Genomic DNA, 21582 nt, shown 5'->3' with positions numbered 1-21582 from the left:
TTAGAAATGACGAGCCCAATCCAGGGCTTTTTTTATTTCTCACATATAGTAATGTATAAGTGAAAACAATACATATGACATACATAATTAAACGGAGGAACGATACATGACCAAACCGTTATCACTCATCGCCACAACAGCGATGGGTCTTGAAGCGATCTGTGCTGATGAGTTAAGGAAATTGGGCTATAACGATCTTACTGTTGAAAACGGAAGGATCAGTTTTCCAGGAAATCCAATTGATATTGCAAGAACAAACCTCTGGCTCCGAACAGCTGACCGCATCAAATTAAAAATAGGGGAATTTAAAGTCACATCATTTGAAGAACTGTTTGAACAAACCAAGGCATTGCCTTGGACGGATTATCTCCCCGCAGATGCCGAATTTCCAGTCACAGGGAAATCTGTTAAATCGCAATTATACAGTGTACCTGACTGTCAGGCGATTGTGAAAAAAGCCGTGGTGGAAAGTCTTAAGCAGCATTACCATCAAGATTGGTTTGATGAGAACGGTCCGCTTTATAAAATTGAGGTCTCCATCTTAAAGGACATTGCCACGTTAACGCTTGATACAAGCGGTCAGGGGCTGCACAAGCGCGGCTACCGTTATTATCACGGTCAAGCGCCTTTGAAAGAAACCCTTGCCGCGGCGTTGATTTATTTAACAAACTGGTCACCTGACCGGCCCTTTGCCGATCCTTTTTGCGGATCGGGAACATTGCCAATTGAAGCAGCTATGATCGGTCAAAATATCGCACCGGGGTTTAACCGCGATTTCACTTCGGAACAATGGTCGTTCATCCCAAACCAGGATTGGAATAAAGCCCGCGAGGAGGTTGAAGATCTTGCAAATTATGATCAGCCTTTGAATATCCTTGGAAGTGATATTGATCATAAAATGGTTGAGCTGTCAGCAAATAATGCTCTTGAGGCGGGCCTTGGGGAATTGATTACCTTTAAACAAATGCAAGCGCGAGACTTTACGACAAAGTTTGATTACGGCTGTATGGTAGGCAACCCTCCTTATGGTGAAAGAATGGGTGATCATGATGCAATCGAGGATGTCAGCCGAAATCTAGGCGAATTATACAAAAAGTATGAAACATGGTCGTTTTATTTTATATCCTCTTTTGAAGGCTTTGAAAAATCGTTCGGAAAAAAGGCATCAAAAAAACGGAAGCTGTACAACGGCAGAATTCGAACAGACTACTATCAATATTTTGGAAAGCGACCGCCAAAAGAGTAAATATTGAAGGAATTAAGCAGGGACAGCACGAATTAACATAGTGATATCAAAATAGATAAAGGTTGTGGGTTCACTATGGCAACAATTAGAGAAACGGAAAACGCTTATTTTAAATATGTCAAAAAGATTATGGACTTTAATGAAGCGACTGCTTTAGCTGCATGGGACATGCGAACAGGCTCTCCAAAGAAAGGCGCCGGCCAGCGCGCGGAAGTAATCGGGACGCTCTCCGGAGAAATTTTTAACCTTTCAACATCTGAGGATATGAAGCATTTTATCGATACCTTATCCGACCCTGGCATTCAATCAGACCTTAGTGAGAAAACGATCAAATCTGTTGAAGAATCCAAAAGAGAATATGAACGGAATGTTAAAATTCCAGCTGAAGAGTACAAAGAATACGTGATCCTTCAATCAAAAGCGGAGACTGTTTGGGAGGATGCCAAGGCAAAATCTGATTTCAAAATGCTTGAGCCTTATCTTGACAAAATTGTTGATTTTAAGCACCTGTTTGTTGATTATTGGGGCCATGACGGTAACAAATATAATACACTGCTCGATTTATATGAACCTGGGATGACAGTCGATGTGATCGACCGTGTCTTTGGTCAGCTCCGGGATGGCATCATTCCATTGGTACAGGAAGTGGCTGAAGCCGCCGATCAACCGGAAACGAATTTTCTTTATAAACCTTTTCCAAAAGGACAGCAAAGAGCGTTCAGTATACATATTTTAAAAGAAATGGGCTACGACTTTTCAGCGGGAAGGCTGGATGAAACCGCACATCCTTTCCAAATTTCTCTGAACCCCGGTGATGTCAGAGTGACGACGCATTATGATGAATTCGATTTTAGAACAGCGGTTTTCGGGACAATCCATGAAGGCGGCCATGCCCTATATGAACAAAATATTTCAAAGGATCTCATCGGCACACCATTATGCAGTGGAACTTCCATGGGAGTCCATGAATCCCAGTCATTGTTCTTTGAAAATTTCGTTGGACGAAATAAAGCGTTTTGGGAACAATATTACGATGTTCTTAAAGAACATGCAGGCGGACAATTCGAACATGTTTCTGTGGAAGGTTATTACAGAGCCATTAACGTTGCCGGGCCGTCGCTTATTCGGATTGAAGCTGACGAGATGACTTATCCACTTCACATTATTGTCCGTTATGAAATTGAAAAAGCCCTGTTTAACGGAGATATAAAGGTTAAGGATTTACCAGGGGTTTGGAACGAAAAAATGGAGCAGTACCTTGGCATTAAACCCGATCATGACCGGGAAGGTGTGCTTCAGGACATTCATTGGTCAGGCGGTGATTTTGGTTACTTCCCATCTTACGCTTTGGGGTATCTTTATGCCGCCCAATTCAAACATACCTTATTAAAGGATTTGCCTGATTTCGATGATAACCTTCGTTCAGGAAGGATCCGTCCTATCCGCGAATGGCTGACCGATAAAATTCATCAATATGGTAAACTAAAGAAACCGATGGATATTTTGTTGGACGTAACGGGTGAAGAATTGAATGCCAAGTATCTGATTAACTATCTTAATGAGAAATACCGTGATGTCTATCACCTGTCGAGGGTAAAATAAGTTATAACAAATGAGGTGATAAGATGGCTATTGTTAATCCAAATCCAGAGGAAATTCAAGATATTTTAAAGCGAAGCAAAAGGATTGCAGTTGTTGGATTATCTGACAATCCGATGAGAACGTCCTATCAAGTCGCAAAACATATGCTTGATGCAGGCTATACAATCGTACCGGTTAATCCAACGGTTGAGAAAGTCTTCGGACTAAAAGCATTCCCTTCTTTAAAGGATATAGATGGGCATGTGGACATTGTCAATGTCTTTCGCAGAAGTGAATATTTGCCTGAGGTAGCTAAAGAGACCGCAGAAATCAGTGCGGACGTTTTTTGGGCGCAATTAGGTCTTGCTAACGAAGCAGCCTATGACTATTTGAAAGAGCGTAACATTACAGTTATCATGGATCGGTGCATTAAGGTTGAACATGCAAGCATTAGGGAATAAACTTCAAGGCCGCTTTAAGGGAGCGGCCTCTTATAATGCGGCGTATAATCCGCCGATGACTCGTCTATAATTTTTTCGTATAAGCTTCCGTATATTTATTATAAAACTTGTTCTTTTTTTAAGTAACTGGTTTAATACATAATGGATATGCCTTTCGGGTGTGAAATCCATTTTTCCTTTTTATGAAACACTTGTTCTGATATGCTTATAGATAGATGTTGATGTTGATGTTGACCGGTTTTAAGAGGGGGTATTATTTTGGCAGAACAAACCATTGCTTATAATGATGACACAATACAAGTATTAGAAGGGCTCGAAGCGGTCAGAAAGCGCCCTGGTATGTATATTGGATCAACAGACGCTAAAGGCTTGCATCATTTGGTATTTGAAATTGTCGATAATGCTGTTGATGAGGCTTTGGCAGGGTTCGGTGAGGAAATCACCGTGACCCTTCATAAAGATGATAGTGTCAGTGTTCGAGACTGCGGCCGGGGAATGCCAACTGGCATGCATCGAACCGGAAAACCGACACCAGAAGTTATTTTTACTGTTCTTCATGCTGGCGGTAAATTCGGCCAAAGCGGGGGCTACAAGACAAGCGGCGGGCTTCACGGTGTAGGCTCATCAGTTGTGAACGCCTTATCTGAATGGCTTGAGGTGACGATTAGACGGGATGGAGTGGTCTATAAGCAGCGATTCGAACATGGCGGAAAACCTGTTACCACCCTTGAAAAGCAGGGAAAAACAAGGGAAAGCGGCACAATTGTTCATTTTAAGCCGGATCCCGAGATTTTCAGTGTGACACACTACAATTTTGATACCTTAAGCGAAAGATTGCGGGAAGCTGCCTTTTTGCTCAAGGGCATGAAAATTGTTCTTATTGACCAAAGAACAGGGGAAGAGGAAGCTTATCAATACGATTCCGGTGTCAAAGCATTTATTGACTATCTTAACGAAGAAAAGGATACGCTCCATACTGTCGTTTCTTTTGAGGGTACAGCAAATGACATTGAGATTGAAGTGGCTTTTCAATTCAACGACGGCTATTCCGAGAACATTCTCTCCTTTGTTAACAATGTCCGAACAAAGGATGGCGGAACTCATGAGTCAGGCTTTAAGACCGCTGTAACAAGGGCTTTTAACGACTATGCCCGCAAAAACGGGCTTTTAAAGGAACGTGACAAAAATCTGGACGGCAGTGATATTCGCGAAGGCTTTACCGGAATCGTTTCCGTAAGAGTGCCGGAGCAAAAGCTACAGTTCGAAGGGCAGACAAAAGGGAAGCTCGGAACAAGCGAAGCACGCTCAGCCGTTGACGCCGTCGTATCAGAACAGCTTGCTTATTTCCTTGAAGAAAACCCAAAAATCAGTGAAATGCTGATAAAGAAAGCCGTGAAAGCTGCACAAGCCAGAGAAGCGGCCCGGAAAGCGCGGGAAGATGCCAGAAATGGAAAAAAGGGCAAGCGAAAAGACGCAATTCTTAGCGGAAAATTGACGCCGGCAGCATCGAAAAATGCCGACCGCAATGAGCTCTATTTAGTCGAAGGGGATTCCGCCGGCGGCTCAGCAAAGCAAGGGCGTGACCGAAAATTCCAGGCTGTTCTTCCTTTGAGAGGCAAGGTCATTAATACGGAAAAAGCGAAGCTTGCCGACATCTTTAAAAATGAAGAAATCAACACCATCATCCATGCCATTGGTGCAGGGGTAGGGGCCGACTTTAATCTTGATGATACGAACTATGAAAAAGTCGTTATTATGACGGACGCTGACACAGATGGGGCACATATACAGGTTTTGCTTTTAACCTTTTTTTATCGTTATATGAAGCCGCTTATTGAAGCGGGAAAAGTCTTTATCGCTCTTCCGCCGCTCTTTAAAGTCAGCAAAGGATCAGGAAAGAAAGAAATTATTGAATATGCATGGGATGACAAGGGGCTCAAACAGGCGATTAAAAAAATTGGCAGGGGCTACACCATACAACGATATAAAGGCTTGGGTGAAATGAATGCCGACCAGCTCTGGGAAACGACGATGAATCCCGAAACGAGAACATTGATCCGTGTGAAAATTGATGATGTAGCACGCGCGGAAAGAAGAGTGGCTACATTGATGGGAGATAAGGTTGAACCGAGAAGGAAGTGGATCGAATCACATGTTGCCTTCGGATTAGACGAAGAAACCAACATCTTAGAAAACGAAAATTTATCCATAACTGAGGAGGAGTCTAGATAATGGCCAATACTGAAAAGCTTTTGGATCTCCCTCTTGAAGAGGTTATTGGTGACCGATTCGGTATCTACAGTAAGTATATTATTCAAGAGCGGGCCTTGCCTGATGTACGCGACGGGCTAAAACCAGTTCAGCGCCGTATTCTCTATGCGATGCTCCAGGACGGCAACACAAATGATAAGCCTTTTAGAAAATCAGCAAAAACTGTCGGTAATGTGATCGGTAACTACCATCCGCATGGTGATACATCTGTTTATGACGCCATGGTTCGTATGAGTCAAGATTGGAAAGTGCGGAATGTTCTAGTTGAAATGCACGGAAATAACGGCAGCATGGACGGTGATCCACCGGCAGCAATGAGGTATACAGAAGCACGGTTATCACCCATTGCTTCTGAACTGCTAAGGGATATTGACAAAGAAACCGTAGCGTTTGTGCCAAACTTTGATGAAACGACCGAGGAACCTCTCGTTTTGCCGGCCAAATTCCCGAATTTGCTTGTGAACGGTTCTACCGGTATTTCTGCCGGTTATGCAACAGACATACCTCCTCATCATCTTGGTGAGGTGATTGACGCAACAATCTTGGCAATGGAAAATCCCGATTGTACTGTTGAGGATCTGATGACACATATCAAAGGTCCTGACTTCCCGACAGGCGGCATCATTCAAGGGGTAGATGAAATCAAAAAAGCCTACCGTACCGGCAAGGGCAAAATTGTTGTCAGGGCAAGAACCGAGGTTGAACAGATCCGCGGCGGCCGCGAGCAGATTGTTATTAACGAACTGCCTTATGAAGTGAATAAAGCTAATTTGGTGAAAAAGATGGAAGAGCTTCGTCTTGATCGCAAGGTAGAAGGTGTTGCCGAGGTCAGAGATGAGACAGACCGCACCGGTACAAGAGTCATTATCGAGCTGAAAAAAGATGGGGATGCAGCGGGTATTCTAAATTATTATTATAAAAACACTGACCTGCAAATCACCTATAACTTTAACATGGTAGCGATCCATCGCAAAACGCCAAAGCTCTTGGGCCTTAAAGAGATTTTAACAGCATACATAGAACATCAAAAAGAAGTCATCATCAACCGATCAAGACATGAATTGTCAAAGGCAAAGGAACGCCAGCATATTGTTGAAGGGCTAATCAAAGCGATTTCTGTCTTGGATGAGGTTATCCAAACGATCAGAGCTTCTAAAGATAAAAAGGACGCCAAAAACAACATTTTGGAAAAATTTGGCTTTACGGAAATCCAGGCGGAAGCGATTGTGAGTTTACAGTTATACCGTCTAACAAATACAGATATCCAGACACTTCAGGAAGAAGCTGCGGAACTGGAAAAAACGATAGCCCGTTTAGAAGACATATTGCATTCAGAGAAGACCTTGATCCGTGTCATAAAAAAAGAATTAACGGATATTAAGAAAAAATACGCTGATGGCAGAAGAACGACAATTGAAGATAAAATACAGGAAATCAAAATTGATCTTGAGGTCATGGTGGCCTCTGAAGATGTGATGGTAGCCTTAACAAAACAAGGATATATCAAAAGATCAAGTCTTCGTTCTTTTTCAGCAAGCAATGGGGAAGATGCCGCGATGAAAGAAACCGATCGCGTTCTCCTCCAACAAGAAATGAATACGACAGACACATTATTAGTTTTTACAGATACCGGTCGTTATCTATATCTTCCAGTTCATGAAATCCCTGATAAACGCTGGAAGGAATTAGGACAGCATGTCGCAAACCTCGTTCCAATTGAGCAGGACGAGACAGTCATAAAGGCGATCACGATCAAAGATTTCAGCCAGCCAGGCTATCTTACCTTTGTCACGAAACTTGGTTTAATCAAACGAACTGAATTGGCGCAATATAAAGCTCAGCGCCGCTCTAAGCCACTAATGGGAATCAAGCTCAAGAAGGATGATACATGTATTGATGTTCATTTGACCCATGGCGCGTCAAATATCGTTCTCGCAACACGCTTAGGCTACGGGCTTAGATTTGATGAGGAAGAAGCAGGGCTTGTTGGGCAAAGAGCCTCTGGCGTCAAAGCAATAAATTTGAAAAAAGATGACACTGTTGTCGGTGCAAAAGTATTCGAGGAAGGTGAACGACCAGATATTTTTATTGCCACACAGCGGGGAGCAGTAAAGAAAATGTCTATCATGAGCACACTTGAAAAAACAGCACGGGCCCGCCGCGGATTAACCATGCTTAGGGAATTAAAGGCTTCACCGCACCGAATCAGCGGCATAGAATTGGTTAACCACGATGATACCGTATGGCTTGCGACGGAAAAAGGTATTACAACTTCTGTGAAAGCCTCAGATCTTCGTGCAAGTGACCGCTATAATAATGGGTCATATGTCGTTGATCAGGATGAAGCCGGACCAGTCGTCAGCATTTGGAAGGATCTTAAGACAAAAGAGGATAAAGAGAAAAATTAACCATTTTAATTTACAAGGACAAAAGGTGTACAAGCAAGAAATTTGTTGTATAATGAACATAGAATAAGTCATGATGAATAATAATAAATAAAGGAACCACCGAATCTCTATCGGCGATTCCTGGGACAATAGACCGTACCCCATCAAGAGGGGCGGCTCCGCAAGAAATATCTTAAAACAGATAGACTTCCCTTAATGGCCTGCCAAGCTCAGAGGGAGGTCTATTTTCGTTTGTTCGACTGCATCAACGCAACTAAAGAGCCAAAGGCGATCATTAACGTCAATACTTCAAACACACTCAAGGCATCACCCCCTTATTATGGGAGTGAACCAGCCCCCCTTTGAGTAGGCCGATCTATTGTATACCCATTATAACACGTTAACTTAATGATTTTATGGAGAGATGGGCTTAATTTATGATAATTATTTATTTTATAAATATTAACTTTACGTAACTTATAGCAATGAGCAAGGAATAACGGCTATTGACACATTTATATCGTTAACCTAATATTATTATAGGTTAACGATATGAAAATGGGGGATTTACGATGATTCGTACAAAAACACTCGTCTTTATTTCTTTATTTGTTGCTATGATTGCTGTAATGGGACTGATTCCTCCAATACCATTGCCATTTATCGGTGTGCCGATTACCTTGCAAACACTTGGTGTAATGCTTGCAGGAGGATTGCTTGGCGCGAAAAAAGGGTTCACAAGTACGTTAGTGTTTGTGTTAATCGTTGCTGCCGGGGGGCCGTTCCTGGCAGGCGGAAGGGGAGGTTTTGGCACGATCCTTGGACCTTCGGGCGGCTATATTCTAGCTTGGCCAATCGGCGCACTTGTGATCGGCCTGCTAACAGAGCGCCTAAACGCCAGCAGCCGTTTTTATATTAGCAAATTGGTTGTTTCTTATATCCTTGGCGGCATCATCATTGTGTATGCAGGAGGAATATTTTATTACTCATGGGTCGCACATTCACCGTTAGGCATCACGGCGCTTGGCAACTTGGCATTTTTACCTGGGGATTTCGTGAAGGTAGCGATCAGCGTCGCTCTGACAGTTAAACTTAAGCCTTATTTTAATACAAAACGGACACATCATACCGCAGCATGACATCGGAGGCTTCATAAATGATTACAGATGGTATTTTTTATCAGGCAAAAAAACATCCTGAACAACAAGCGATTATCACACATCAAGGATCAATCTCATACACGGAATTAGCAACCACCACCCGGAAAATTGCTGGCATGGTCCATAAGGAACATACCTTGAAATCATTATATAGGCCATTGAGAGCCGGATTGCTTTTGCCTAATTCTAGAACCTTTCTGGAATGTTTTCTTGGCATCTCGCATAGCGGCAATATCTGCGCACCGCTCGATCCGAAGTGGACGAATCATCAGCTCAATGATGTGATTCACTTTTCAATGATAGATCTGTTGTTCACAACAGACAGCTTGCTTAAAAGGATTGATTTGCATCGTTTTAAAGGTAAAGTTATCGTGGTTAATTCTGTTAGTTGGATGAGGAAACAAAATCTGAGTGCAGACTCCCCAAGATCATCACAACGTGATTTTTATTTAGGCTACACATCAGGAACAACCGGAAAACCAAAGGGGTTTTTACGAAACCATGAGTCATGGACTGAAAGTTTTCGGGCAAGCAATGACCACTTTCTAATTTCGGAAACGGATACGGTGGCTGCACCCGGGCCATTTGTTCATTCTTTATCCTTGTATGCGGCCATACATGCCTTATCGATGGGCGCAAGCTTCTATATAACTGAACAATTTCACCCGGTTAAATTTATCAACGATATAACAACATACAATATTTCGACATTATATGTTGTTCCAACCATGCTTGAAGCGATATTGCGGTTTCCTGATAAAATGAAAAATGTCCATCTGTCAAAAATCATTTCATCCGGGGATAAATTAAGTCAAAAGACAGAAGAGAAAATAACAAACTTGCTCCCCCAGGCAAGTCTGTTCGAATTTTACGGCGCTTCGGAAACAAGCTTCATTACGGTTTTAGACCACAAACATAAACCAAAGAATGCTCAAACTGTCGGGAAGCCTTTCAATAATGTCGAGATATCAATCCGAGATCGGGATGGACAAGAGGTGGAGGCGGATGAGATCGGTATGCTCTATATAAAGAGCAATATGTTATTCACAGGATACGATCAATTGCCCGAACAAACCCGAGAGATTTTCGATGGCGATTGGATGACGGCGGGTGATCTGGCAAAAAGGGACTCAGATGGCTTTATATATCTGGCGGGCCGAAAAAAGAATATGATCATCAGCGGCGGCTTAAATGTATATCCTGAGGAAGTGGAGTCGGTTATTAAAAATTACCCTGGCATTACACAAACAGCTGTACTCGGCTTGCCCGATCCCTATTGGGGAGAAAAGGTTGTCGCACTGTTGCTTGAATCCGAAAGTATCCAGTGTACGGATAGTATGCTAGATGCCTATTCTCGTATGTATCTTCCAACATATAAGTGTCCAAAATGCTGGATTCGTCTTTCGGAATTCCCCTATACATCCAGCGGAAAAATTGCTAAAAAAATATTGAAGAGCAGTCTGATGAAGGATATGATTCATAGATGAGAAAAGCTGTTATCGTAAAAGCAAAACGAACCCCGGTAGGAAAATATGGCGGGATGTTAAAAAAAATTCCTCCTGAGCACTTAGCAGCAGCAGTTATAAACGATGTCTTAAGAGAATCGTCATGTCCAGCTGAGGAAATTAACGATGTCATTCTTGGTAATGTCATTGGACCAGGTGGAAATATAGCGAGATTGTCCTTATTGACAGCGGGGCTGCCTGTTGAAATTCCAGGCGTGACGCTGGACAGGCAGTGCGGATCGGGCTTAACAGCTATAAATGCGGCTTTGCGTCTCATCCAATCCGGTGCCGGCGATGTTTATTTAGCAGGTGGTGTAGAGTCAGCAAGTCTCGCCCCATGGAAAATGGAAAAACCTGCATCTGTTTATGACCTTAGTCCGCCCAAATTTTATACCCGAGCAAGGTTCTCACCAGAGACAATAGGTGATCCGGACATGGGTATAGCTGCTGAAAATGTGGCGCGAAAGTACGATGTTAGCCGGCAAGACCAGGATCGCTACGCTTTACATAGCCATCGCAAGGCTGTTTCCGCGGCGGCTGATGGTTTTTTTAGAAATGAAATCACGCCGGCGGGCGGGGACGATAGTAAACTTATCCGCGATGAATGCCCGCGCACCGACACGAGCTTAGAAAAGCTTAGCAAACTAAAGCCAGTCTTTGAAAGTGAGGGAACTGTCACGGCTGGGAATGCCTGTCCAATTAACGATGGGGCAGCCATCGCCCTAGTGATGAGCGAGGAAAAGGCGAAAGCGCTTGGGATGTTACCGGTCCTTGAATTTATAGATGAGACGACAGTTGGTGTTGATCCGAATATTCTTGGAATCGGACCTGTTCCGGCGGTCCGGAGGTTACTTAAAAAGCAGGGATTAATAAGCGATGATCTCGCTTACGTTGAATTTAACGAAGCTTTCGCCTCACAAGTTCTTGCATCACTTAGGGCTTTGAATATACCGGAGGATCGGGTTAACTTGAGGGGCGGGGCATTGGCCTTAGGGCATCCTTATGGGGCCTCAGGAGCCATTCTTGTCACCCGTTTGTGTGCAGAGGCACACCATTTCAGACATAAGTTTTTGCTTGCAACGATGGGAATCGGCGGTGGAATGGGGACAGCGGCGTTATTTAAAAGTGTCGTGTGAATGAGTATTGACCCTTAACCCTTTTCATTATAAAATCTTATTAGAATAGGCTTTAGGTGATGGAGTTCACCTTTAATCGCTTGCTGAAAGCTAATGACTCCTGCCGCAATGGCAGGAGTCTATTTTTTTTTAATAAAGTGCATAATTGTTAGAAGAAGGGTTGTGAAAAAGTGATTTATTTATTTGTCGGTGTGGGAGGAGTCATTGGTGCTATCCTCCGATACAGTGTGGGACTGGCACTAACAGGACAGGAGACTGTATTCCCAATCGCCACACTCTTGACCAATTTAGCAGGTTGTTTTGTGCTGGGGTGGTTTACAACATATCTTTCTAAGAGGATTCATCCATTCCTCGTAACGGGACTTGGGACAGGGTTAATCGGCTCTTTTACGACATTTTCGACATTCAGCGTCGAAACGGTGACACTTTTAAAAGCGGCATATGTTGGACCCGCCTTTTTGTATGTTTTTCTAAGCCTTTTTGGCGGGTTATTGCTATCTTATTTCGGTTATAAATGTGGTGAACAAATATAAAGGGAAACTTAGGAAGGAGGGGCTTTGATGATCGGTCACTTTCTATTAGTTGGACTAGGAGGCCTCTTTGGGGCAATTGCCCGTCAAAGAATCAGCACTTTGCTGAATAAAAGAACGATATCCGGTTTTCCGTATGGGACGCTGACCGTCAATCTGCTTGGTTCCCTTTTACTCGGGTTCATTGTCGGAAGCGGTCTGGCATCAACATGGGAGCTTATTGTTGGAACGGGATTTATGGGGGCTTTTACGACCTTTTCAACCTTTAAGATTGAAAACATTCAAATGGGCGCACATCAAAAATGGAAGATGCTAGTTGCCTACCTTATCATAAGCTACGGCGGGGGAATAGCCCTTGCTTTTCTTGGGATGATCGTTGGGATTAAAAATGCTATGTAAAAAAGGGAAGGAACAATCCTCCCCTTTTTAATCACGTTATCGTTTGACAACAAATGTTCCGGCAATCTTGTCATGGAGGCCGGTTTTACGGTCTGTGACACCAATCATGATAAAACCGATAAAGATAATAATGGTGGATAAAATGTAACCGAAATAACGGCCTACTGCGCGGCCAAAGCCGATACGGCCGCCATTGTGATCAATAATTTTCAAGCCGAGAAGCAATTTGCCCAGTGTGGCCTGGAGCTTTGTTGCCGGCAGGATGCCAAAGTACAACACAGCAACGATGAAATTGATGATTAACCGGCCGAAATAGGCGCCCATGTCAAATTGGGTGGGGTCTGCGGGGTTTGTCGCACTCCCGACTGTAACTGCAGCCACAACCCCGCTGATGATTCCAAGAATAATGGCATCAATAACATAGGCTAGCAGCCTAATCCAAAAGCCTCCATATCTCCTTTCCGCTGCTTCATTCATTTCTTCGTGTGCTAAATGATCCATAATAAGTCCCCTTTCCAAAAAAGCAAAATAAACGTATCTATATCATTATACGTTAAATTTAGGAAAGGGTTCCATAAAACTCGCAAAAAAGCCAGTCTATTTTCTTGAAGACACGACCACATGATACAGGACAGTATTGAGACTCTGCACAAAGAGATAGACAGGGATTGAAAAAAGAATTGTATAGCCGTGCTTATAATGATATACACCCATAACAACAGCGACATATTCAGCTAATATGGCCAGTACCGTCCAAAGAAGGATGTATATTAAATTATAGTAGCCTTTAACTTGAAACTTGTCATAAAAGTAAATGTATAAATAACTAATTGGACCATACATGGCATAGGCCAAGAAATCCATAAGCTCAAAAGAAGAGTATTTATTTATATCATAATAATCAAAAGGGGGAACACAAATCGTATTGTCAAAAATAATCACAAAGGTGATGCCAGCCAAAGTGAATAGGACCGATTGGAACAATGCAAACCTTTTTGGCAACAATAACTGCAGTGTATACATGACAACAATAGTAATAAGGATGAACCAGACATTACTATGATATGGTATATTATAACCGTTCATAAAGAACGCTTCTTCCTATTTATTAAGAGACTAAACCAAGCGGTCAAAAGCAATGACACTGCCAGATAAACAATGAGGAGAAGAAGTGATAAAACGTAATTCCAATGTATGTATGTTATCACTCTTAATTTTACACCTAGAATTTGCATCACAAGCATGAATAGTAAAGTGATAATGACTGCAGCACTTTTTGTACCCATTTTGTTTACAGAAAAAATATAGGTTAAACAAATCATAATCAAAAAAGGCAGCAGGATATTTCGGTTGATAACATAGCTGATAAATAGTTCCCTTGTTTGCGAAGGTAAATAAAAACCCATATTTAAACTAATGATGTTATTAAAAACCAATATAATGATGGTTGTGATCATAAAAATAAAAAGGAGCTTTTCTTTCCCAACCTTTTTTGGCATCACTATAAAATAGCCAACGACCAGCCATGCCAGAATGATATAAATGGTAAGTATCATAAAAAATCCCTCTCGAACAATTTACTTCTATTTTGACCTTGTTGAATGAGTTTTAACCATAGAATTCTTCGCTTTTCTATGCATGAGTTTATGATAAAATACCAATAGAATTATGTATTTTATATTAATTTAATTTAATTCCGGGAGTCGTGGTTATGGAAAAAAAAATAGTATTAACAGGCGGCGGATCAGCAGGTCATGTCACGCCTAATTTGGCATTGATTCCAAAATTAAAGGATCAGGGATGGCACATCTCTTATATCGGCTCACATCAAGGTATTGAAAGGGAACTGATAGACGACACCGGCATTCCTTACTATCCAATATCAAGCGGTAAGTTAAGACGGTATTTTGATGCAAAAAATTTCAAAGACCCTTTCAAGGTATTAAAGGGGCTCATGCAAGCTTATATTTTACTAAAAAAGCTTAAGCCTGATGTTATTTTCTCGAAAGGCGGCTTTGTTTCTGTTCCAGTTGTTATAGCGGGCTGGCTCAATAAAATTCCCGTCTTTATTCATGAATCAGATATCACGCCAGGCTTAGCCAATAAAATCTCAGTAAAATTTGCGTCGAAAATCTTTGTTACTTTCGACGAGGCAGCAAAATACCTCCCAAAGGAAAAGGTACTCCATTCGGGTTCACCCATTCGTGAAGATATTTTAACGGGTAACAGGAAAAAGGGCTTGGAATTCCTTGGTTTCAATGAAGCGAAACCTGTCATAACGGTGATGGGCGGCAGTCTAGGAGCTAAAAAAATAAATAATGTTGTCAGGGGCTCACTGAAAAGTCTATTGGAAAATTACCAGATCGTTCATTTATGCGGAAAGGGGAATTTGGATGCTGAATGTGACCATGTCCCAGGCTACCGGCAATTTGAATATGCCGGGGAAGAGCTGCCTGATATTCTTGCCGCAACTAACATGCTGATCTCAAGAGCAGGATCGAATGCCATCTTTGAATTTTTGGCCTTGCAAAAGCCAATGATTCTGATTCCTTTGTCTGCAAGTGCAAGCCGAGGTGATCAAATATTGAATGCCAAATCCTTTGAAAAAAAAGGGTATTGTAAAGTGATCACTGAAGAAGACCTTGATGGGGGCGTGTTGGAGAGGACAGTAACAGATGTCTATAAAAATCGCTTTGATTTTATAGACAACATGAAGAAAAGCGGCGCAAGCAATACGCTGCAAAACATCATCGATACGTTAACTAAAGGGAAAAAGAAGTGAAGGAAAGGAAAGGGAGAATAGCATATGTCTATTCTCCCTTTAATGCAACTGCTTTCTTTCGTTTTTGAACAATAGATAACCTTCCATACAAACAAACGGCTCCAACTGCAAGACCGGCAATCAGCCCAATCCAATAGCCAAATGGACCCATTGAGGAATAATTAGCTAAAATATAGCCGAGCGGTAAACCAATAACCCAATAAGAAATAAGTGCCATAATAAAGGTAACATTAACATCTTTATAACCCCTTAAAGCACCTTGTATTGGCGCGGCAATTGCATCCGACAATTGGAAGAATATTGCATACAATAGGAAATGCTTGATCATCTTCGCCACCTTATCACTCGTTGTATAAAGCATGGCAACCTGATCATTTAAGGCCAAAAGCCCCAAAGCAAAAATAACAGCCATTCCTAAAGCAATCCCAATACCGAGATAACTATATTGAATCGAATCTTTGAATCGATTAGCCCCCGCTTCAAAGCCAACAGCAATGGTCAGTGCCATTGATATACTTAGAGGAATCATGTACAGAAAGGAAGCAAAGTTCATCGCTGCCTGGTGACTGGCGATGATAAACGTATCGAAGCGGCTCATCAGCAGGGTCACGGCGGCAAAAATACTCGTTTCAAAGAAAATAGCAAACCCGATCGGCACGCCAATCTTCAGCTGTTCCTTCCATGCTCCGAAAGAAATGTGATAAAAGCGCTTGAATAGCCCGTAGGATGTGAATGGATTGATTCTTATAACAACAAATAAAGCTATAAAAGCGATCACCCAATAGGTAATTGCTGTAGCAACACCGGCCCCGACTCCGCCAAGCTTCGGGAATCCCCATTTGCCAAAAATAAAAAAGTAGTTAAAGATGACATTGACCGGCAGCGATGTCAGGGTGATAAACATGGTCAGCCTTGTAAAACCATGCGCATCTATAAAGCAGCGCAGCACAGTATAGATAAAAAGCGGAATGACGCCAAACCCAAGGGCTTTCAAATAATTGGCGGCTATTCTTTGGACTTGCGGATTCAAATCCATGCCATTTAATATTGGATCCACCACAAGAATACCAATAATGATAACAGCAATGGAAATAGCTATCGCTAAGTAGATGGCTTGTAAAAAAGAAAAAGGGACATCCTTTCTATTGTCTGCCCCAATAAGGTGGGATATTATGGGTGTCAGGCCAAGAAGAATACCGCTAAGGCCCGTGAAAACCGGCACCCATATGCTTGAGCCAATCGCCACACCGGCTAAATCGTCCGCTCCGGCATGGCCAGACATGACAGTGTCAAAAAAGGTCATGGCATACATCCCTAGCTGTGTCACAAGTATCGGAAAGAGTATGGATACAAGCAGCCGGAATTTTTGTTTCATAGAATGTGTTTGGTACATAAGCTTCAGTCCTTTTCAATACGCCTTGCTAGAAGGATTATATCACAGTGCCATAGAAATAGAATAAGAGAATGAAGACATTTAGGAGGAAGTTGACCATTGATAAACAATAAAATATTTTATACAGATCCTTATCAAGTTAGATTTAATACAGAGTTGATACAACAGTCACATGATGATAACGGACCATTTGCCGTCCTTAAGCAAACTTCCTTTTACCCGACAGGCGGCGGGCAGCCCTGTGACTTAGGTTCCCTTAACGGCATTGATGTTACTCAAGTTGAGGAAATCGATGGTGAAATCAGGCATTACTTAGAAAAAGCACTCCCCGAAACAACCTCTTCTATAGAAGGATTCATCGATTGGGAGCGCCGCTTTGACCATATGCAGCAACATACTGGTCAGCATATTCTGACCGCCGCATTTGATGAGCTGTTTGACATCAAAACTATAGCTTTTCATTTGGGAAAAGAAGTTGTCACCATTGATTTAGCCATTGAAGAATTGACGAAAGCGACGGCGAAACAAGCGGAAAATTTGGCTAATACCATTGTTTTTGAGAACCGCCCAATAACCACAAAGTGGATTCGGGAGGATGAACTTGATCAATACACCTTAAGGAAGCCGCCAATTGTTTTTGAGAACCGCCCAATAACCACAAAGTGGATTCGGGAGGATGAACTTGATCAATACACCTTAAGGAAGCCGCCAGCTGTAAGTGAAAATATTCGACTTGTGATCATTGATAATTTTGATTACAATGCCTGCGGCGGTACCCATCCATTCGGCACGAGTGAAGCGGGTCCGATTAAAATCATCGGCTGGGAGCGGCATAGACAGAATATCCGCCTGCAATTTATTTGCGGGAAGCGAATCATTCGTTTTTTTGAGAATAAGCAAGCGATAGTAAATGAAACGCGGCACCTTTTAAATTGCGGTGAAACAGAGCTGCCTGATCGTGTTGAAGCATTGATCAGCTCACAAAAGACGATGGAGGAACAATTACATCAAGCCAGCAATGAATTAATGATATATGAGGCCAAGGTGTATCTTCAAGAAAGTCCTTTTATTGCAAAAACATTTAAAGATCGGTCAATAAAAGAATGTCAGGAGTTAGCCCGTTATATCATCAATAACAATGATCATGCTGTCGTGCTTTTTACTAATATCATAGATGAAAAGCTTCAGATGATTTGTGCCAGGGGAGACAAGCCTGATATTAATATGAATGATGTCGTCAAAAAGGCATTGCCTTTAATAAATGGAAAAGGCGGCGGCAAGCCGGCTTTTGCGCAAGGCGGTGGAGAGGCATTGCTTTCAGGGAAAGAGCTGTTAGACCACCTCGAGAAATTAATAAGGGAATGAGATCTATTTTAGACATCAATGTTTTAGAGTGGGTCACGGATTCGATCGGACCAAATTCAGACATTACGTCAATTGAGCCCCTTAAAGGGGGCATCTCGTCATCCGTATACAGAGTAAGTGTTAAGAAAAACGGGGAAACAGAAACCTTCGTCCTGCGCCTTTTCACGAATGAAGAATGGCTGCTCGAAGAACCGGATTTAGCTTGCCATGAAGCTGAAAGTCTACAGGTTGCAAGAAGGACATCTTTGCCTGTGCCAGAGTTGGTAGCTGTTGATGAATATGGCAAAGCATGCGGGAAGCCGGCTGTCCTTATGTCCAAGTTAGCAGGGCATGTCGATCTTGACCCGGGTGAAAATTGGTACAACCAATTGGCTGCAGCACTTGTAAAGATACACACTGTTACCGCGGCATCACTCCCGTGGCACTATTTCTCATACACTGATATCTTAAGTGCGAGCGTCCCAAGCTGGTCTAATATCCCGGATCAGTGGGAACGGGCGTTTAAAATTTTAAAAGAAAAACCGCCGCACAATCAAACTTGTCTGATCCACCGTGACTTTCATCCAGCGAATGTCTTATGGAAGGATGGCCGCATAACCGGGATTGTCGACTGGGTCAACGCCTGCCAGGGACCAGCTGGCACAGACCTTGGCCATTGCCGCGCCAATCTCGCAATGTTGCACGGTGTTCCCGCTGCCGACCAATTCCTACAAAGCTATGAGTCTATTGCAGGTAGAGGGTCACTGTATCATCCTTTCTGGGATTTGCGGGCCTTCGCGGATTTTGCCCTCCCTGGGCCGCCAACTGTTTACCAAGGGTGGATAGATCTTGGTGTCAAAAACCTGACAGATGACCTCATGAAAAAGAGGACCGATGACTATTTAATTTCTATATTGGAGCGGTTTTTAAATGAAGCACTTTAATTTAAACGAATCTGAAAATATTTCTCCAGGATGGACGTTTTTTCCGCCACGCTGACAGGCACCTTTTCCTTTTTCCCATTGTTTGTGATAGTTAACGAGTTTCCTGACAGTGTGATCCGTCCGTCCATTGTTCCAATCGATACGATCTCCCTTTGTGTAAAATGAGATTTTGGCGAGGTTTGATTAAAATGGCAAGCCTCTGCAAACGCCGTTAGTTTCTTAGGTCTGCTATCGATGCGGTATAATGTATCCCATTCATAGCTGTCTTTTTGCCTTTGCAAATCATAAATGTTCTCCTTTACCTTAACGACACGGTAGATGCCGCTGACATCCTCCCTTGTTTCACCCGTTAAAGGCAGCGGCGTTCTTGCGGAATCGCCAAAACCGACATCAACCAAATAAGGCTGATCAATCTCTACAATGAGACAGGCATGGCTTCCTGCCAATGCCCAAGAGCCATCAGGGCGATTGATCGTGCCCGATACAAGCCGGCTTTTGAAGCCAAGGTTTTGTAATAGCCAGTAAAACAAGCCGTTCAATTCATAGCAAAAACCGCCGCGATGGTTTAAAACAACTTTCTCATAATAGGTTTCAACATCCAATGGGATAGGAACATGGCAGATCACATCCAAATTCTCAAAAGGAATATGGAGCATATGCCGAAACTGTAATTGTTTCAGATATTCGAGGTTTATAGCTATTATTTCATCGACACCGATGCGTTGTAAATATTGATCGATCTTCATCACAGGCAACCATCCTTTTAGTTAAAGCTTATAATAAATCGCCTTTGTGAACAAGCTATTAAAAACGTTGTTCGGGAGGATCATCATGGGATTTGGCTGCCATATTAGTATAAAAAAAGGCTACCTAGGAGCGGCCGAAGAAGCGCTGAAAATCGGCGCAGAAGCTTTTCAATACTTTCCGAAAAATCCAAGAAGCTTGAAGGTAAAAGCTTATGACGAGGAAGACGCCCGCCGCTGTGCCGCATTTTGTAAAAAACACAGCATAGTCTCCATAGCGCATACACCATATCCTACAAACCTTTCCGCTGAACAAACCAAATTAAACGATATCATCCCATCTGTTCTAAATGATTTGGATATTGCGGGTGCTTGCGGTTCAATCGGCATTGTTGTCCACTTTGGCACTTATAAAGGCGATGACCCCTTGGAAGGGTACAAGCGTATGATTGCCTCCCTTAATAAGATTCTTGCAGAGTGGGACGGCGACAGCCTTTTGCTTATAGAAAATAACGCCGGAAAAAATGGGCAATTGGGCCTTACCATTGAGGAATTAGTGAAGATCAGGGACCTTGTAGAAAGACCCGAAAAAATCGGTTTTTGTCTAGATACTTGCCATGCCTTTGCCAGCGGGCTATGGAATGGTGAGAATTGGGATCAAGTTGTCAAAAAGGGGGAAGGCCTCGGGTACTTTGATCATCTTAAAGCCATTCATCTCAATAATTCCATTTATCCCTCAGGTTCCAGAAAGGACCGCCATGCTAATATCCATAACGGGGAAATCAGTGTGGAGCAAATGAAAACCTTTATAACATCGAAAGTGGTGAAACATCTCCCTATGATTCTGGAAACTAGGTCAAATCAAACTTATACCCATAAAGATGAGATTGACTTTCTGAAAAAAATTGTGCATTAAAAAAACCGAATCGTCAATGTAGACGATCGGTCTTTTTATTTATACTTTAAGAAAGTTTAAATTCGCTAAAGCGAAAAAGCGGTATAAAGTATAAGTGCAACTAAGGCTTTCGCCGTTAAAAGCTTGGCGATAAGCCAAGTTTTCTTTATAGTATCAGAATTTATAAGTTGAGGCAGATTTATGTGTTGTCTTTTTTGGATTTGGGGTATATAAGAGTTATGGAGACAAATATTTTGCGACGTATATTTTTTGACCAACATCAACACTGGGAAAAATTTATTAACAAACATCATAGGAACCTTCGACCTATTGTGTTAAAAGAGGTGGAGAAGTTTAAGAACTGTGGAAATCCAAAGAATGGATTTAAATTATTTGTGTGCGAAGGTTGTCATGATGTAAAACGTGTTCCCTATCGATGTAAAGGGAGATTTTGCACGACATGCAGCAGTGGAGAAACGGAAGAATGGGGGAGACTGCTCCAAGAAGAAGTCTTTCAAGTCAATCATCGTCATGTCATATTTACAATAGACAAAGGTTTACGCGAGATTTTCTTAAAATATCGCGAGTTATTGAAAGACCTGATGGATGAAGCCGTACAGGTCATCCAGACTTGGTTTCAAAAGAAATTCAAAGTGACACCAGGTGTCATTGCCGGCTTACATACATTCGGAGCTCGAATGAACTTTAATCCGCATGTGCATATGTTAGTGACGATGGGAGGCATGAAAAAGAACGGTGAATGGAAAAAATATGATTATATCCCTTTTGCCATGTTGCGAAAGCA

The 21582-nt window shown here is 42.3% G+C and carries 21 protein-coding genes and 1 riboswitch; of the genes, 15 read left to right on the top strand and 6 right to left on the bottom strand.

The features are described from left to right. Positions 1-106 precede the first annotated feature (106 nt). The 5 genes from EV207_RS01775 (at position 107) to parC (ending at position 7967) form a co-directional block, all read left to right on the top strand. Positions 107-1246, top strand: coding sequence for a THUMP domain-containing class I SAM-dependent RNA methyltransferase (locus tag EV207_RS01775; protein WP_132743037.1), 1140 nt, complete (start codon positions 107-109; stop codon positions 1244-1246). Positions 1247-1321: 75 nt separating this feature from the next. Next, positions 1322-2848, top strand: a complete 1527-nt coding sequence (locus EV207_RS01770; protein WP_132743035.1) for a carboxypeptidase M32 — start codon at positions 1322-1324, stop codon at positions 2846-2848. A gap of 23 nt (positions 2849-2871) precedes the next feature. Next, positions 2872-3288 carry a CoA-binding protein gene (locus EV207_RS01765; protein ID WP_132743033.1) on the top strand — a complete coding sequence of 139 codons (417 nt, stop codon included), beginning with the start codon at positions 2872-2874 and terminating at the stop codon, positions 3286-3288. Between the two features lie 258 nt (positions 3289-3546). Beyond that, positions 3547-5520 carry a DNA topoisomerase IV subunit B gene (parE, locus tag EV207_RS01760; protein WP_132743031.1) on the top strand — a complete coding sequence of 658 codons (1974 nt, stop codon included), beginning with the start codon at positions 3547-3549 and terminating at the stop codon, positions 5518-5520. Continuing rightward, a complete protein-coding gene (parC, locus tag EV207_RS01755; protein ID WP_132743029.1) occupies positions 5520-7967 on the top strand; it encodes a DNA topoisomerase IV subunit A in 2448 nt (815 codons plus the stop codon). The genes parE and parC overlap by 1 nt, the downstream gene beginning before the upstream one ends. Before the next feature lie 221 nt (positions 7968-8188). Here parC and EV207_RS23825 read toward each other — a convergent pair whose 3' ends face one another. Then, positions 8189-8269 (bottom strand): putative holin-like toxin, encoded by an 81-nt coding sequence (locus EV207_RS23825; protein ID WP_424511341.1) that lies wholly within the window; start codon positions 8267-8269, stop codon positions 8189-8191. Between the two features lie 249 nt (positions 8270-8518). Here EV207_RS23825 and EV207_RS01750 point away from each other — a divergent pair, with 249 nt between their 5' ends. The 5 genes from EV207_RS01750 (at position 8519) to crcB (EV207_RS01730) (ending at position 12676) form a co-directional block, all read left to right on the top strand. Next, positions 8519-9085 (top strand): biotin transporter BioY, encoded by a 567-nt coding sequence (locus EV207_RS01750; protein ID WP_243646910.1) that lies wholly within the window; start codon positions 8519-8521, stop codon positions 9083-9085. Positions 9086-9102: 17 nt separating this feature from the next. Beyond that, the gene (locus EV207_RS01745) at positions 9103-10593 is read left to right on the top strand and encodes an AMP-binding protein (RefSeq protein ID WP_132743027.1); all 1491 of its coding nucleotides are present in this window, start codon (positions 9103-9105) and stop codon (positions 10591-10593) included. Then, a complete protein-coding gene (locus tag EV207_RS01740) occupies positions 10590-11747 on the top strand; it encodes a thiolase family protein (RefSeq protein WP_132743025.1) in 1158 nt (385 codons plus the stop codon). Before EV207_RS01745 ends, EV207_RS01740 begins: the two co-directional genes overlap by 4 nt. 46 nt (positions 11748-11793) lie before the next feature. Then, positions 11794-11857: riboswitch (Fluoride riboswitch) on the top strand. Positions 11858-11917: 60 nt separating this feature from the next. Next, positions 11918-12280, top strand: a complete 363-nt coding sequence (gene crcB, locus EV207_RS01735) for a fluoride efflux transporter CrcB (RefSeq protein ID WP_132743023.1) — start codon at positions 11918-11920, stop codon at positions 12278-12280. A 27-nt stretch (positions 12281-12307) separates the two neighbouring features. Then, the gene (gene crcB, locus EV207_RS01730; protein ID WP_132743021.1) at positions 12308-12676 is read left to right on the top strand and encodes a fluoride efflux transporter CrcB; all 369 of its coding nucleotides are present in this window, start codon (positions 12308-12310) and stop codon (positions 12674-12676) included. A gap of 36 nt (positions 12677-12712) precedes the next feature. Here the strand turns inward: crcB (EV207_RS01730) and EV207_RS01725 are convergent, their stop codons facing one another. The 3 genes from EV207_RS01725 to EV207_RS01715 all read right to left on the bottom strand — a co-directional run bounded on the left by EV207_RS01725 (position 12713) and on the right by EV207_RS01715 (position 14232). Next, positions 12713-13177, bottom strand: a complete 465-nt coding sequence (locus EV207_RS01725; RefSeq protein ID WP_243646909.1) for an RDD family protein — start codon at positions 13175-13177, stop codon at positions 12713-12715. A 96-nt stretch (positions 13178-13273) separates the two neighbouring features. Next, positions 13274-13762, bottom strand: a complete 489-nt coding sequence (locus EV207_RS01720; protein WP_132743019.1) for a hypothetical protein — start codon at positions 13760-13762, stop codon at positions 13274-13276. Beyond that, positions 13759-14232 (bottom strand): hypothetical protein, encoded by a 474-nt coding sequence (locus tag EV207_RS01715; RefSeq protein ID WP_132743017.1) that lies wholly within the window; start codon positions 14230-14232, stop codon positions 13759-13761. Before EV207_RS01715 ends, EV207_RS01720 begins: the two co-directional genes overlap by 4 nt. A 155-nt stretch (positions 14233-14387) precedes the next feature. Here EV207_RS01715 and EV207_RS01710 point away from each other — a divergent pair, with 155 nt between their 5' ends. Next, complete coding sequence (locus EV207_RS01710) at positions 14388-15458, top strand: undecaprenyldiphospho-muramoylpentapeptide beta-N-acetylglucosaminyltransferase (RefSeq protein WP_132743015.1); 1071 nt, start codon at positions 14388-14390, stop codon at positions 15456-15458. Positions 15459-15486: 28 nt separating this feature from the next. Here EV207_RS01710 and EV207_RS01705 read toward each other — a convergent pair whose 3' ends face one another. Then, positions 15487-16851, bottom strand: a complete 1365-nt coding sequence (locus tag EV207_RS01705; RefSeq protein ID WP_132743013.1) for an MATE family efflux transporter — start codon at positions 16849-16851, stop codon at positions 15487-15489. A 99-nt stretch (positions 16852-16950) separates the two neighbouring features. On the opposite strand from EV207_RS01705, the gene EV207_RS01700 reads away from it, so the two are divergent. Continuing rightward, complete coding sequence (locus EV207_RS01700; protein WP_243646908.1) at positions 16951-18216, top strand: alanyl-tRNA editing protein; 1266 nt, start codon at positions 16951-16953, stop codon at positions 18214-18216. After that, positions 18213-19139, top strand: a complete 927-nt coding sequence (locus tag EV207_RS01695) for a phosphotransferase family protein (protein ID WP_132743011.1) — start codon at positions 18213-18215, stop codon at positions 19137-19139. The genes EV207_RS01700 and EV207_RS01695 overlap by 4 nt, the downstream gene beginning before the upstream one ends. Here EV207_RS01695 and EV207_RS01690 read toward each other — a convergent pair. After that, the gene (locus tag EV207_RS01690; protein WP_132743559.1) at positions 19136-19885 is read right to left on the bottom strand and encodes an arylamine N-acetyltransferase family protein; all 750 of its coding nucleotides are present in this window, start codon (positions 19883-19885) and stop codon (positions 19136-19138) included. The two genes, EV207_RS01695 and EV207_RS01690, sit on opposite strands and share 4 nt — an antisense overlap. Before the next feature lie 85 nt (positions 19886-19970). Between EV207_RS01690 and EV207_RS01685 the strand changes: the two genes are divergently transcribed. Both EV207_RS01685 and EV207_RS01680 read left to right on the top strand, forming a co-directional pair. Beyond that, positions 19971-20798 carry a deoxyribonuclease IV gene (locus EV207_RS01685; protein ID WP_132743009.1) on the top strand — a complete coding sequence of 276 codons (828 nt, stop codon included), beginning with the start codon at positions 19971-19973 and terminating at the stop codon, positions 20796-20798. A 218-nt stretch (positions 20799-21016) separates the two neighbouring features. Then, the coding region (locus tag EV207_RS01680) for an IS91 family transposase (protein WP_424511333.1) at positions 21017-21582 on the top strand (566 nt) is incomplete at its 3' end.

It is taken from the genome of Scopulibacillus darangshiensis, from assembly GCF_004341035.1.
Classification (GTDB): domain Bacteria; phylum Bacillota; class Bacilli; order Bacillales; family Sporolactobacillaceae; genus Scopulibacillus; species Scopulibacillus darangshiensis.
This window is presented reverse-complemented; position numbering and strand designations above follow the sequence as displayed.

Excerpts from the sequence above, each read along its gene's own strand:
- EV207_RS01775 (WP_132743037.1), top strand. The coding sequence starts at position 107 with ATGACCAAACCGTTATCACTCATCGCCACAACAGCGATGGGTCTTGAA.
- EV207_RS01705 (WP_132743013.1), bottom strand. The coding sequence starts at position 16,851 with ATGTACCAAACACATTCTATGAAACAAAAATTCCGGCTGCTTGTATCC.
- EV207_RS01745 (WP_132743027.1), top strand. The coding sequence starts at position 9,103 with ATGATTACAGATGGTATTTTTTATCAGGCAAAAAAACATCCTGAACAA.
- EV207_RS01685 (WP_132743009.1), top strand. The coding sequence starts at position 19,971 with ATGGGATTTGGCTGCCATATTAGTATAAAAAAAGGCTACCTAGGAGCG.
- EV207_RS01720 (WP_132743019.1), bottom strand. The coding sequence starts at position 13,762 with ATGAACGGTTATAATATACCATATCATAGTAATGTCTGGTTCATCCTT.
- EV207_RS01765 (WP_132743033.1), top strand. The coding sequence starts at position 2,872 with ATGGCTATTGTTAATCCAAATCCAGAGGAAATTCAAGATATTTTAAAG.
- EV207_RS01710 (WP_132743015.1), top strand. The coding sequence starts at position 14,388 with ATGGAAAAAAAAATAGTATTAACAGGCGGCGGATCAGCAGGTCATGTC.
- EV207_RS01770 (WP_132743035.1), top strand. The coding sequence starts at position 1,322 with ATGGCAACAATTAGAGAAACGGAAAACGCTTATTTTAAATATGTCAAA.
- EV207_RS01750 (WP_243646910.1), top strand. The coding sequence starts at position 8,519 with ATGATTCGTACAAAAACACTCGTCTTTATTTCTTTATTTGTTGCTATG.
- EV207_RS01740 (WP_132743025.1), top strand. The coding sequence starts at position 10,590 with ATGAGAAAAGCTGTTATCGTAAAAGCAAAACGAACCCCGGTAGGAAAA.
- EV207_RS01725 (WP_243646909.1), bottom strand. The coding sequence starts at position 13,177 with ATGGATCATTTAGCACACGAAGAAATGAATGAAGCAGCGGAAAGGAGA.
- EV207_RS01715 (WP_132743017.1), bottom strand. The coding sequence starts at position 14,232 with ATGATACTTACCATTTATATCATTCTGGCATGGCTGGTCGTTGGCTAT.
- parC (WP_132743029.1), top strand. The coding sequence starts at position 5,520 with ATGGCCAATACTGAAAAGCTTTTGGATCTCCCTCTTGAAGAGGTTATT.
- EV207_RS01695 (WP_132743011.1), top strand. The coding sequence starts at position 18,213 with ATGAGATCTATTTTAGACATCAATGTTTTAGAGTGGGTCACGGATTCG.
- EV207_RS01690 (WP_132743559.1), bottom strand. The coding sequence starts at position 19,885 with ATGAAGATCGATCAATATTTACAACGCATCGGTGTCGATGAAATAATA.
- crcB (WP_132743021.1), top strand. The coding sequence starts at position 12,308 with ATGATCGGTCACTTTCTATTAGTTGGACTAGGAGGCCTCTTTGGGGCA.